The 12940-nt window shown below is 62.4% G+C and carries 11 protein-coding genes; 7 read left to right on the top strand and 4 right to left on the bottom strand.

The annotated features are described in order from the left end of the window. Position 1: 1 nt before the first annotated feature. A complete protein-coding gene (xseA, locus tag E1809_RS00260) occupies positions 2–1321 on the bottom strand; it encodes an exodeoxyribonuclease VII large subunit (RefSeq protein ID WP_235835379.1) in 1320 nt (439 codons plus the stop codon). A 290-nt stretch (positions 1322–1611) separates the two neighbouring features. On the opposite strand from xseA, the gene E1809_RS00255 reads away from it, so the two are divergent. Together E1809_RS00255 and E1809_RS00250 are read left to right on the top strand one after the other, a co-directional pair. Continuing rightward, the gene (locus tag E1809_RS00255; RefSeq protein ID WP_133202240.1) at positions 1612–2463 is read left to right on the top strand and encodes a hypothetical protein; all 852 of its coding nucleotides are present in this window, start codon (positions 1612–1614) and stop codon (positions 2461–2463) included. A gap of 22 nt (positions 2464–2485) precedes the next feature. Further along, on the top strand, positions 2486–3571 hold the full coding sequence (locus E1809_RS00250; protein ID WP_133202239.1) for a 4-hydroxy-3-methylbut-2-enyl diphosphate reductase: 1086 nt from the start codon (positions 2486–2488) through the stop codon (positions 3569–3571). 319 nt (positions 3572–3890) lie between these two features. On the opposite strand, the gene rmuC is transcribed toward E1809_RS00250, so the two are convergent. Then, on the bottom strand, positions 3891–5168 hold the full coding sequence (gene rmuC, locus E1809_RS00245) for a DNA recombination protein RmuC (protein ID WP_133202238.1): 1278 nt from the start codon (positions 5166–5168) through the stop codon (positions 3891–3893). Positions 5169–5302: 134 nt separating this feature from the next. Here rmuC and ychF point away from each other — a divergent pair, with 134 nt between their 5' ends. Next, positions 5303–6388, top strand: coding sequence for a redox-regulated ATPase YchF (ychF, locus tag E1809_RS00240; protein ID WP_133202237.1), 1086 nt, complete (start codon positions 5303–5305; stop codon positions 6386–6388). Positions 6389–6470: 82 nt separating this feature from the next. Beyond that, positions 6471–6983 carry a DUF1877 family protein gene (locus tag E1809_RS00235; protein WP_133202236.1) on the top strand — a complete coding sequence of 171 codons (513 nt, stop codon included), beginning with the start codon at positions 6471–6473 and terminating at the stop codon, positions 6981–6983. A 124-nt stretch (positions 6984–7107) separates the two neighbouring features. On the opposite strand, the gene E1809_RS00230 is transcribed toward E1809_RS00235, so the two are convergent. Continuing rightward, positions 7108–7305, bottom strand: a complete 198-nt coding sequence (locus E1809_RS00230; RefSeq protein WP_133202235.1) for a hypothetical protein — start codon at positions 7303–7305, stop codon at positions 7108–7110. A 391-nt stretch (positions 7306–7696) separates the two neighbouring features. Between E1809_RS00230 and E1809_RS00225 the strand changes: the two genes are divergently transcribed. The 3 genes from E1809_RS00225 to E1809_RS00215 all read left to right on the top strand — a co-directional run bounded on the left by E1809_RS00225 (position 7697) and on the right by E1809_RS00215 (position 12239). Then, entirely contained in the window at positions 7697–9472 is a 1776-nt protein-coding gene (locus E1809_RS00225; protein WP_133202234.1) for an ABC transporter family substrate-binding protein, read from the top strand. Between the two features lie 134 nt (positions 9473–9606). Next, entirely contained in the window at positions 9607–11148 is a 1542-nt protein-coding gene (locus E1809_RS00220) for an ABC transporter permease (RefSeq protein ID WP_133202233.1), read from the top strand. Then, positions 11145–12239 carry an ABC transporter permease gene (locus tag E1809_RS00215; RefSeq protein ID WP_133202232.1) on the top strand — a complete coding sequence of 365 codons (1095 nt, stop codon included), beginning with the start codon at positions 11145–11147 and terminating at the stop codon, positions 12237–12239. The genes E1809_RS00220 and E1809_RS00215 overlap by 4 nt, the downstream gene beginning before the upstream one ends. 45 nt (positions 12240–12284) lie before the next feature. Here the strand turns inward: E1809_RS00215 and E1809_RS00210 are convergent, their stop codons facing one another. Beyond that, positions 12285–12914, bottom strand: coding sequence for a PH domain-containing protein (locus tag E1809_RS00210; protein ID WP_133202231.1), 630 nt, complete (start codon positions 12912–12914; stop codon positions 12285–12287). Positions 12915–12940: the final 26 nt, after the last annotated feature.

The following is a 12940-nucleotide window of genomic DNA, read 5'->3' as shown; positions in this document are numbered from 1 at the left end:
CTCAGTCCTTGTTTTGCTGGTGGGTGCTTGGTTGTCCGGCTCCAGGGCGCTCTCTGCCGGGCGCCGCTTCTCCGTGTTCTCCGCCGGACGCTGCCCCTCCGGTAGACACAGCGCCGAGGCGGCCTTCCGCGAGGCGGACACTCAGGTGTGTGCCTTCCGGGGCTTGGCCCGGATTGCGCACGACGTCGTGGCCGACTCCGTCCGCCCCCGCGACCTGGACCACGGCGTAGCCGCGGTCCAGGGTCTTTTGCGGGGACAGGGCCCTCACTTGGGCACGAAGATGGCGCACTTGGTCCAATGCCCTCACGACGGCGGAGTTCACGGCGTTGTGGGCGTGCTTCCGGAGCCGTTCCACATCCTCTTCCCGTGCCGTGAGCATCCTTTCCGGCGAAGCCAGGACCGGGCGGGAGCGCAGCGCGTGGAGACGGTCCGTCTCCCGGTCCACCAAACGCCCTACGCTGCGGTGGAGATGCTCGCGGGCTTGCCGCACCCGGGCGAACTCTTCGGCGACGTCCGGCACGATCCGCTTGGCGGCGTCGGTTGGAGTGGAGGCCCGGAGATCGGCGACATCGTCAAGGATCGGATGGTCGGCTTCATGGCCGATCGCGCTGACCACGGGCGTTGCGGCGGCGGACACGGCGCGGACCAAGGCTTCGTTGCTGAAAGGAAGGAGGTCCTCCAACGCGCCGCCGCCACGAGCGATCACGATGACATCGATGTGAGGATCGGCGTCGAGGGCCTTGAGGGCAGCCACAATCTGATTGACCGCCGAGACCCCCTGGACCGCGACTTCGCGGACATCGAATTCGACCGCCGGCCAGCGAAGGGCAGCATTGCGGAGGACGTCCTTCTTGGCATCGGAATCGCGTCCGGTGATCAGGCCGATCCGGTGGGGGAGCAACGGCAACCGCTTCTTCCGCGAATCCGAAAAGAGGCCCTCGGCGCCCAAGGCCTGGCGGAGGCGTTCGATCCTTGCGAGGAGGTCGCCGAGTCCAACGGGCCGGATGTCCTTGACGGACATGTTGAGCCTGCCCGTCTTGAGCCAGAACTCCGGTTTTACGAGGGCCACGACGCGCGAGCCACGCTCCAGGGGTACTTTCTGGCGGTCCAGCACGTTGGACCAGAGCGAGGCCGGCAGGGAAATTTCCGCGTCAGTGTCCCTCAATGTCACGAACGCGCTGCTGCCGCGGCGGTTGAGTTCGATGACCTGGCCTTCGATCCACGCGGCAGGGGCACGTTCGATGTGCACCTTGAGCTTCCGGGACAGCAGTTGCAGCGGCCATGGGTTGTCCGGGCTGGTTTCGGCCGCCGTGGCGGGCAAGGTGGATTCAGTGCCCTCGGATCCCGCTTCAGGGGAAGCCGCGAGTGGGAACGCCGCTGGAGTGCCGCCATGGGCGGCATCATGTGACACGCGTGAAGCCTCCTTCACGTGGCTGGTGCATGGATCCGTCCTCGCTGCTAAGTGCTGATACGTTGCTAGTACGTATCCAGTACGTTTTGGGGGTTGCCGGCAGGCTTACCACTCTATCCATACCTTGTAGCATGCATGACTGACATTCAGTCGTCCGGGCTGCTCCCGGGACCACCAGTCGCCAATATGTGAGGAACAAATTGCGCTCCGTTGTCTCTGCCCTGGCAGTGATCCTTTCCCTCCTGCTCACGGGAGTTGCCGTTCCGATGGCGTGGACCAACCAAAACGTCGTACGCGAGGACGGCTTCGTGGCCCTCACGGCTCCCCTCGGGAAAGACCAGGCCTTCCAGTCCCGCCTGGCGGCTGCCGCCGTCGGAAGCCTTGAATCCAAAGTCGACTTGCCTGGGCCAGCGGAACAAGTCGGCGCCTCGCTCTTCAAGAATGCGGCAACGTCGATGACTACCTGGCCCGAGTACCCCCAAGCCTGGAGCGACACGGTGCGCCAAAGCCACCGGCTGAATTTCGGGGGCGCCGCCGTGGCGGGGCAGGCGAACGCGTCAACCTCGCTGGTGCTCGACGTCGGACCCCTGACGGCGCTTGTGGCCAAACGCTTGGCATCGACAACCGGAATTCCGGTCACCCCGCCGGACTCGGTACCGATCAATATCGGAGGCCCCACCCAACGCCAGCAGGTTGACAGTGTGGCGGCATACGCGCCGCTGTGGTGGGTTCCGGCGCTTGGAGCCGTCCTGTTGTTCGCCCTGGCTTTGCTTCTCGCTAGGCGCAGGGGTGCGGTGGTGCTCTTCGCCGGCTTGGGTTTGGCAGCGCTTGCAGGGCTGTGGGAAGCGCTCTCCACCATCGCGAAGGGTGCGGGAGACGCGGGCCTGGGAGGAACAGCCGCGGGAGCGCTTTTCGTGAAGCAATTGATGGCGGCTGCCGTGTCCGACTTCTCCAGCTGGATTGCCACAGCCGCGGTGGCCGGGGGAGTCCTCGCGGTGCTCGGAGTGCTCATCCTGATCCTTACGCCAAAGGCACGCCGGCCAGCCCGCTGATCGCTGCCGGTAGCATGGAAGCATGAGCAGCTCAGTCGTTTCCATTCCGATGCCCACCGTCCCCCGCAGGCGTCGGACACCGGAAGAGGTGCTGGCCGCCGCTCCGGTTTCCGGCCCCAAGAGGGTCCTTCTTGCCGCCCCCCGTGGATACTGTGCCGGGGTGGATCGTGCGGTTATCGCCGTCGAGAAGGCCCTCGAACACTATGGTCCTCCCGTTTACGTGCGCAAGCAGATCGTCCACAACGTGCATGTGGTCACGTCGTTGGAGGAAAAGGGTGCCATCTTCGTCGATGAAACGGACGAGGTTCCGGAGGGCGCACTCGTTATCTTTTCCGCCCATGGCGTGTCCCCTGCGGTGGTGCAGTCCGCAGAGGACCGCGGGCTGCGCACTATCGACGCCACGTGTCCCCTTGTCACGAAGGTCCACCGCGAAGCCGTGCGCTTCGCCAAGGACGACTACGACATCCTCCTGATCGGCCACGACGGCCACGAAGAGGTAGAAGGCACGGCCGGCGAAGCACCGGACCACATTCAGATCATCAACGGTCCGCACGAAGTGGATAAAGTCACCGTGCGCAATCCGGAAAAGACTATTTGGCTCTCGCAAACCACACTGAGCGTGGACGAGACCATGGAAACCGTCCGGCTGCTCAAGGAGCGGTTCCCCACCCTCCAGGATCCGCCCAGCGACGACATCTGCTACGCCACCACCAACCGCCAAGTCGCGATCAAGAAGATCGCTCCGCAGGCGGACCTCGTGATCGTGGTTGGATCGGCGAACTCCTCCAACTCCGTACGGCTCGTGGAAGTGGCACTGGAATACGGGGCCAAGGCTTCCCACCGGGTGGACTTTGCGAATGAAGTGGATGAGTCCTGGTTCGAAGGCGTTGCCACCGTGGGTGTGACCTCCGGTGCTTCCGTCCCAGAAGTCCTGGTTCAGGATGTGCTTCGGCTTCTGGCTGAGTACGGCTATGGAGCTGTTGAAGAGGTAGTCACTGCGGAGGAAGACCTGCTGTTCTCCCTCCCCAAGGAACTGCGCGCCACGCTCAAGGAAGCCGGCGACGTTTCCCGCGCCCTGGGTGGACGCGGGAACCGGTCTACATCCTAGCTTCCGCAACTTCCCCTCCGGATCCCGCGCCCGATCGTTCGTCCCGGACCTCCACTGCCCTATCAACGCGTCTGATAACGCACCCCGTAAGGACCCGGGCCTCCATCCGGGCCAGCGGCACCCCGTAAGGACCCGGGCCTCCATCCGGGCCAGCGGCACCCCGTAAGGACCTGCGCCGCCGTTGCTCCGGGTGCGTGGGTCCGTATCGGGTGCGTTTGTTGTGGTTGGATGTCGCAGCTACCCGGAGGCGAACGGAGTCCCCCAGGCGGGGCGTCCTCGACACGAGGATCCCCGGCACGAGGATCCCCGGCACGCGCCATCAGGCCGCCGGGTCCTCCTCAAGCAGTTCGGGCGCCGAAAGGGCTCGAGGCACCGCTTCCACAGCAGCCGGTGAGGCGAGTGCTGCTGTGTCCATGGCATTGAGCTTTCGCGCCGTCGGCAATACACGGGCCTCAAGGGTGCCTACCAGCGCGTTGTAGCGATCCACCGAGGTCTTGAGCGACGAGCCCAGCTTGCCCACGTTCTCTCCGAGGGTGCCCATGCGCTCGTACAACTGCTTTGCGAGTTCGAAGAGTTCGCGGGCGTTGTCCGTCAAGACATCCTGGCGCCAGGTGAAGGCGACTGATTTCAGGACAGCCAGGAGCGTTCCGGGCGAGGCCAGCACAACATTCCGTGACAGGGCGTGGTCAAGGAGCGCAGGGTCGGCTTCCAATGCAGCGGCCAGGATGGATTCAGCCGGCAGGAAGCAGATGACCAGTTCGGGGGAGTTCCCGGCTATGTCCCAGTATTTCTTGGAACCCAAGGCATCCACATGGGACTTGAGGGCTTTAGCGTGAGCTAGAAGCAAGGAATTCGAATTTGCCCCGTACGGCGCTTCGGCCCGGACTGCGTTGAACTGGGCGTCAGCCTGGGATGCATTTCCCTGTGCCGTGTTCCCTTGTAACGGGCTCGTTTGCGTCTGGTTCGCGCTGTCCTGCGCGGCCAGGTACGAGGCCAACGGGACTTTGGAATCCACGACGAGTTGCTTTCCGCCGGGCAACTGGACAACCAAGTCCGGCCGCACGGTGTTGTCCGCGGAGGCGGAATGGACTTGCTCGAGAAAATCGACGTGCCGCAACATGCCCGCAGCCTCCACGACCCTGCGCAACTGGACCTCTCCCCACTGGCCACGTGCGCTGTTGGACCGCAGGGCCGACGCCAAGGCATGGGTGGAGCGGAGCAATTGCTCATCAGACAACCGGGCTTCCTGAAGCTGTTGCGCCAACTGGCCGTATTGCTCCAGCCGGTCCCGTTCCAGCAGGGAGACCTGTTGCTGGACAGCACTCAACTTTTCGGCGACCGGTGCGAGCGCGCGGAGCACACTGCCGTCCTGGGTCCTTGACTCGCTGAGTTCCCGGTTCTGTGACAACAGAAGCCGCCTTTCGGCGTCGGCCGCTGCAAACTGCGCGTTTACCTCCGCAAGGCGGGCCGAAACGCCGTCGAAATCTTCCTCCAAGGCGGCGCTCCGGCGCCGGAAGAGGAGGAATCCCGCCACGAGGCCGGCAGCGGCCCCGAGGAGAAGCATGAAAAACGCCAACAACACTGCAAAACCATCCATGCCCCAACCTTGGCATAGGGCACCGACAATATAAGGAAGCCGGATCCCAGCGTGCCCCGCAGGGTTCCAGGCGGGGCACGCTGACCCTTGGCTCACGGTGGGGCAACCGATTCCAGCAGGTAGAATTAACGCTCGTGGCTCTTACTATTGGCATCGTCGGACTGCCCAACGTCGGCAAATCAACCCTTTTCAACGCCCTGACGCGCAACCAGGTGCTCGCTGCGAACTACCCGTTCGCCACGATCGAGCCCAACATCGGTGTCGTCAACTTGCCGGATCCGCGGCTGCAGAAGCTCGCCGATGTGTTCGGCTCGCAGCGCCTCCTGCCGGCCGTGGTTTCCTTCGTGGACATCGCGGGAATCGTGAAGGGCGCCTCCGAAGGCGAAGGCCTGGGCAACAAGTTCCTCGCCAACATCCGCGAAGCTGAAGCCATCGCCCAGGTCATTCGCGTTTTCGATGATCCGGACGTCGTCCACGTCGACGGCAAGGTCGATCCGCGCTCGGACATTGAAACCATTAATACCGAACTTATCCTGGCCGATCTCCAGACGATCGAAAAAGCCATTCCCCGGATCGAAAAAGAAGTCAAGATCAAGAAGCGCGAGGCCGCCGAGCTGAAGGCCATCGAGGCTGCGAAGGTGGTTCTTGAGCGCGGAGACACCATCTTTGCCTCGATCAAGAGCGACAAACTGGAGATGGAACACCTCAAGGAGCTCAGCCTCCTGACGGCCAAGCCTTTCATCTACGTGTTCAACGCCGACGAAGGAATCCTCGGCAGCCCGGAAAAGCAGGAAGAACTGCGTACCCTGGTTGCCCCGGCCGATTGCATTTTCCTTGACGCCAAGCTCGAATCGGACTTGGTGGAGCTGGACGAGGAAGAAGCCCGCGAGATGCTCGAGATGAACGGGCAGGATGAGTCCGGCCTGGACCAATTGGCCCGCGTCGGTTTCCACACCCTGGGCCTCCAGACCTACCTGACGGCCGGCCCCAAGGAAGCGCGAGCCTGGACCATCCACCAGGGCGACACCGCCCCCCAGGCTGCCGGTGTCATCCACTCGGATTTCCAACGCGGATTCATCAAGGCCGAAGTTGTCTCCTACGACGACCTGATCGACGCCGGCTCCATGGCCGAGGCGAAGTCGCGCGGCAAGGTCCGCATTGAAGGCAAGGAATATGTGATGGCCGACGGCGACGTCGTGGAGTTCAGGTTCAACGTCTAGCGTTATAAACCATTTCGCAAAGTTATCCACATAACGCAACGCGGCGGCATTTCGAAGCTTTCGTCGTGGCAATACTTGGTGAATGGGAATCAGATATTACGCATATGCATTCGACGGCGACGTCGCTAAAAAGGCGCTTTCCGACCCGATGAGCTTCATGTCGGCCGATCCTCTTGCTGACGCTTGGGGCCTTGAACCGGGTGTCGGGACCAGCTATACCACCTTCGGGCAATCAATACCTGAGCGCGACATGCTCTACCTGGACAAGGCGTGGGGGCATCTGCAGGTTCTCACTGCCCCGTTGCGGGCGGGCATGGCGGCGCGACCCGCTTTTCGCATGTTTGAAGGCAACGTGACCATGCATGACGATGGTTGGGAGCCGTGGGTACGGGCCCTGGCTCCGTCCGAGGTCTTGGCGATTGCTCAGGACTTGGACGATGTTTCTGACGCGGAGGTGAGGCTGCGTTTGCCCGTTTCGCCGTATGTCGATCGCGACCTTGATGTTGAGTATGCCGTTGGCTATCTTCGACGGGCTCGGGTCTTTGCCAGGAACCTCGCCGACGAGGGGCGCGGCATGGTCTACCTGATTGGGTAGCGATGAGCCTGATAGCGCCCCGCGGTCGCGGAGTCTTTGGATTTGGCTATTTCTCCAGAGCGGGCCCGCAGATCCGTCGTATCAACCCCAGTGCGTGTAGCGGGGGAGCGGAGGCCAGGGCAGGCTAGTCGACTCTTGGATACAAGACGGCGGTAGCCGGGTCGCCGTCGTCTGACGGGTTGGCCGATTCAGCCTCGGCGCCATGGGCCAGGCCTGACCACTGGTACTCGCCGTCGGGGTGGATCTCCGGGAAATCCGAGACCTCACCTTCGCTGTGCTCTTTGTCCCGGGGACCGCCCAGATCCACGAATTTCTCACCCATGCTCCCCAACGTAAACCGTAAGGGAGAGCGCTTGGGTACCCTCGGTTATCGGCGACCAGCGCGCGGGACAAACGCCACGACCTTAATTGCATTCGGTTTCGTTCGCTTCCCAGCCATCTTCAGTGATGGAGAATTAACTGACTGACGCCCCGATTCGCTGAGAATCGGGGCGTTTTGTCATGTCGGCCGGACCGCGCAGAGCCACGTGCAACCCGCAAAGATTGCATCTCGGTAACAAACTTTACTCGCCGGAAACTTTGCGCCCAATCGTCCGTTCCGGACGCTAGGCTACTGCTCATGTGAGACTAGCCACAAGCCTGCTGAGGGGATTTGTGGCAGTCTGCCGGAGTCAACCGCGCCGGCTTTTTCCACTCTATAAATAGGAGGCGGAATGCGTTTCGGACGTATTTCCAAAGCAGTGGGCATAGCGGCAATCGCCGCTCTCGCGCTGAGTGCCTGCGCCGGCAATTCCGGTGGCAACACACCTTCCACAGGAGCATCCAAGCAAGGTGGCTCGGCCACTGTCGTTGAGGTCAACGCACTCAATACCTTCAACCCCAACACGGCCGACGGCAATACTGACATCAACTCCAAGATCAGTTACGCCACGCACTCGGGTTTCTACTACATCGACAACAAGCTGAACGTTGTCCATAACGACAAATTCGGCAAGTTTGAGAAGGTCTCGGACAACCCGCTGACCGTCAAGTACACCATCAACGATGGCGTGAAGTGGTCCGATGGTGCGCCCGTCACGGCAGCCGACCTCCTCCTCCAATGGGCCGCCTTCTCCGGTTACTACGACGACGCCGATCCGAAGGCAAAGACCGGAACGTCCTACTTCTCCTACGCTGGCGACAACACCGGACTCAGCCTTACTGATTTCCCGGAGATCGGCGACAACAACCAGAGCCTGACGCTCAAGTACTCCAAGCCCTTCGCGGACTGGGAGATTGCCCTCGGCGGACCTGGGATCGACGTTCCTGCGCACGTCCTGGCCCAGAAAGCCGGCCTGAAGGACACCCAGGCAATGATCGATTTCATGAAGAGCAAGCCGCGCGGAGATACCAAGAATCCCCAGCCTGTCGATCCAAAGTTGAAGGCAATGTCGGACATGTGGAACACCGGCTTTGACACCAAGACGCTTCCCGCGGATCCCACCCTGTTCCTTTCCAACGGTCCTTACATCGTCAAGAGCATGAACCAGGACCAGTCCCTCACGATGGTCCGTAACAAGGACTACAACTGGGGACCGATCCCGAGCCTCGACGAAATCACGGTTCGCTACATCGGCTCGGCACCGGCACAGGTCCAGGCCCTCAAGAACGGCGAAGCGGACATCATCGCTCCGCAGGCCTCGGCTGACACGCTAGACCAGTTGAAACAGTTGGAAAGCCAGGGCGTCACGGTGGACCAAGGCAACCAGTTGGCCTTCGACCACCTCGACCTCAACTACACCGGCCCGTTCGCTGACCAAAACGTCCGCACGGCCTTCATGAAGACGGTTCCGCGCAAGGACATCGTCAACAAGATCGTCGGCAAGCTCGACCCCAATGCCAAGCCGCTCGATTCGCAGATCTTCGTACCGCAGCAGGCAGCCTACGCGGACTCGGCCAAGAACAACGGCTCCTCGGCCTACCAGGATGTTGACATCGACGGTGCCAAGAAGCTCCTCAACGGCGCTACTCCGGAAATCCGGATCATGTACAACAAGGACAACCCGAACCGCGTGGACGCGTTCTCGCTGATCCGCGAATCCGCCACGAAGGCCGGCTTCAAGATCGACGACGGCGGACTGGGCGCCTCCGACTGGGGCAAGGCCCTCGGCAAGGGCGGCTACGATGCCACGATCTTCGGCTGGATCAACCCGGGCGTCGGTGTTTCTGGTGTTCCGCAGATCTTCAAGACCGCCGGCGGAAACAACTTCAACCAGTTCAGCAACCCGGATGCCGACAAGCTGATGGAAGACCTTGTGGTCACCACCGACCGCAGCAAGCAGGACGACCTCGAGAAGCAGATCGACAAGAAGATCTGGGACAGCTCGTACGGCCTGCCGCTCTTCCAGTCCGTGAACGTGGACGCGTACAGTGACCGCATCACGGGCGTGAAGCTCATGCCGAACCAGACGGGTGTCTGGTGGAACTTCTGGGAGTGGGCACAGAAGTAGACCCCGCTCACTGAGCACATGACCAGCCGAGGCGCCGGGACCGACGTAACTTGGTCCCGGCGCTTTCGGTTGGTCGATCGGCAACTGCAATGGGCACCGGCGACCCCGGGCCTGGATTTCGAGGTTCCTCACAAATGTTGACCTATGTTGTCCGGCGACTAGTGACCGCCGCTTTGATTCTCCTTGGAGCATCGTTCCTGGTGTATCTCCTGACAGCGTTGTCCGGAGACCCACTGGCCGATCTCCGCGCCAGTAGTGCGCCCAACAGGCAAGCGCTCATGGACGCACGCAGCTCCCTCCTTGACCTGGACACCCCCGCCCCGGTGCGCTACTTCAAATGGCTGGGGGGAGCCGCGCAATGCCTGGTTCCCTTCGGGAACGCGTGCAACCTGGGTAAGAACATCGCCGGCCAGCCGATTACCGAGGCCCTCGGATTCGCGCTGGTCCAGACCCTCACCCTGGTTACCGGGGCCACGGTCCTTGCCATCCTCATCGGCATCTCGTTGGGTATCGTCACCGCCCTCCGCCAGTACAGCGCGCTGGACTACGGAGTGACGTTCATGGCATTCCTGTTCTTCTCCCTGCCGATCTTCTGGGTCGCCGTACTCCTCAAGGAGTTCGGTGCCATCGGCTTCAACGACTTCCTCCGAAATCCGCAAATACCACCGGGAGTGGCGCTCGGGATCGGGGCGGTCCTCGGCGTGATCGCCGCCGTCGTGGTTGGCGGGGCGGCCAAGCGTCGACTGATCGTGGGCGGCACCGTGTTCGCGGTCGTCACACTGATCCTCATCTACTTCTCGATCACGCTCTGGTTCCGCAATCCCGGGTTGGGGCCGGTGGTCATCGCCATCCTGGGTGCGGGCATCGCCGTCGGAATCACGGTTCTGGTGTCCGGCCTCAAGAACCGCAAGGCGTTGCAGTCCAGCCTGATCGTCGTGGCCATCGGGGTCATTGCCTACTTCGCCGTGCAGCCGCTGCTCAATGAAGCCACTGGGCTCATGATCTTCATCCTCGCCGTCGGCACCATCCTGATCGGTGTTGCGGTCGGTTATTTCATGGGCGGCTACGACCGTGGACAGTCAATGCGTGCCGCCGGAATCACCGCGTTCCTCGTCGGCGCGCTTGTCCTGATCGACAGGTACATGCAGGCATGGCCGTCGTACTTCGACAACAGCAGGGTCCGCGGGCGTCCTATTGCGACCATCGGCGCGGGGACTCCCAACATCCAGGGGGACTTCTGGGTCCTGTCAACGGACACGATGACCCACCTCGTGCTGCCGACCATTGCCCTGATCCTTGTTTCGTTGGCGAGCTACACGCGCTTCACACGCTCGTCCATGCTGGAAATCATGAACATGGACTACATCCGGACGGCTCGCGCCAAGGGCCTCAGCGAACGTTCCGTGATCATGGGCCATGCCTTCCGGAACGCTTTGATTCCGATCGCGACGATTGTTGCCTTCGATATCGGCGCCTTGATCGGTGGTGCCGTCATCACAGAGACGGTGTTCTCCGTCCACGGGATGGGCTTCCTGTTTATCGACGGACTGCTGCACACCGATCCCAACCCTGTCATGGGTGTCTTCGTGTGCGTCGCCATCACAGCCATGGCATTCAACCTCATAGCGGACCTCGCGTACTCCGCCCTCGACCCACGCGTAAGGATCAAAGCATGAGCCAGCCAACACAAGAGGAAGAAATCCTCGCGCAACAGGCGCTTGCAGAGGCTGCAGCCACCGAAGCCAGCAGCGAAGAGACCAGCGGCCTGAGCCAAGGCCAGATTGTCCGTAAACGGTTCTTTGGCCACACGGGCGCCTTGGTCGGCTTGGCCGTCCTCGCCATCATCCTTGTCCTCGCCTTCACCTCAGTCGGGGCCTGGGGTCTTCCGGGATGGTGGAAGTACAACTACCTCGACGTTTCGCCCCTGGTGAACGACGGCGCTCCGACGGCGTCATTGTGGCCGCTCGCTTGGGGCGAGCACCCCTTCGGCCAGGACCGCATCGGCCGCGACTTGTTTGCAATGACCATGCGCGGCGCCCAACAGTCCATCACTGTCATGGTCCTGATCGGGGCGATCGCGGGTGCCGTTGGCGCGATTGTCGGAGGTCTTGCCGGGTATTTCCGCGGTTGGGTTGAAGCAGTGCTGATGCGCCTCACGGACGTCATCATCATCATTCCCGTGCTCCTTCTCGCCGCCGTCGTTGGCCAGATCGCCAACCGGAGGGACGAGGGCAGCTGGTTTGCGAGCTTCGCTTCCAGCAACGGCGTCGTGATTCTTGGCATCTTCCTCGGCTTTGTCAGCTGGGTTGGCCTTGCGCGTTTGGTCCGCGGCGAATTCCTGACGCTCCGCGAGCGGGAATTCGTGGACGCTGCCCGCATTTCCGGGGCATCGAACGCGAGGATCATCTTCAAGCACATCCTGCCGAACGCCGTCGGCGTCCTGATCGTCAACGTCACCCTGACTATGTCCGCGGCAATCCTGCTTGAGACGGCGTTGAGCTATCTGGGACTCGGCGTGCACGCACCGGATATTTCGCTGGGCCTCCTGGTGGCGCAAAACCAGGAAGCCTTCGCCACGCGCCCTTGGCTGTTTTGGTTCCCGGGCCTGTTCATCATCTTGATCTGCCTCAGCATCAACTTCATCGGCGACGGCCTGCGGGACGCTTTCGACCCGCGCCAGAAGAAGTTCAAGGCGAAGAGCGCCGTTGAAACCACACGGCATTCAAGTACGACGCCGGTAGTCCCCAATGTGCCGAAGGAACAGTGAGTGATTCCCGTCAGGGGTATCGGGCTCGTTGAGGCCCGAGGGGCCTCATTGGATGAAGATCGCCCAGTAGCTCGCTGCGGCGAGGACTATGGTGCCTCCGAGGCGGAGCCATTCGATCCGCACGGCCACCGCCGTGTCTTCGGCGCGGCCAGGCTCGACGCGGCCGGATTCCACCAAGTCCCGCCAGCGGGCGCGGACCAGCACTGCGGCAGCCCCCGAATCCGTGTTCCGGAGGTCTCCGGGACGGACGGAGCTGCCGGGACCGTAGGTAGTTTCGGGAAGTCCCCGCAAGTGCTCCGGGCGGGCGTTCCGGCCTCCCCAGATGCCGGGGGCCGGAGCTGCCCAGGCGGGGTACTTCTTGTGCGGGGTCATGAGGGTGAGGGCGTACCGGGTATCGACCTGCACCAAGGCATCCCAAGGGACGTCAATGGTTCGGTAGGGATTTTCCAACGTCACGCCCGAGTCCATGACCAGCACGGCCGGCCGCCAGAAGAGCAGCCATCCAAGGAATGCGAGCAGCAACAGGGGAGCAGTTCCAGGAAGGTTCCGTGGTCCGCCGACGGCGAGCGTGACGATGATTCCAATCGCGGCAACCGCCCAGCACGTCCAAGCGAGCAGCTTGCTGGTTCGCGCCTTGAAGATTTCGACATTTCCGGCATGCGGCTCAGGGCTCATGCCCCTAATAATTCAGGATTCCGGGC

The sequence above is a fragment of the Arthrobacter terricola genome, assembly GCF_004354015.1.
GTDB lineage: Bacteria > Actinomycetota > Actinomycetes > Actinomycetales > Micrococcaceae > Arthrobacter > Arthrobacter terricola.
The sequence above is the reverse complement of the archived record's forward strand: the minus strand, read 5'-3'. Positions and strand labels throughout refer to the sequence as shown.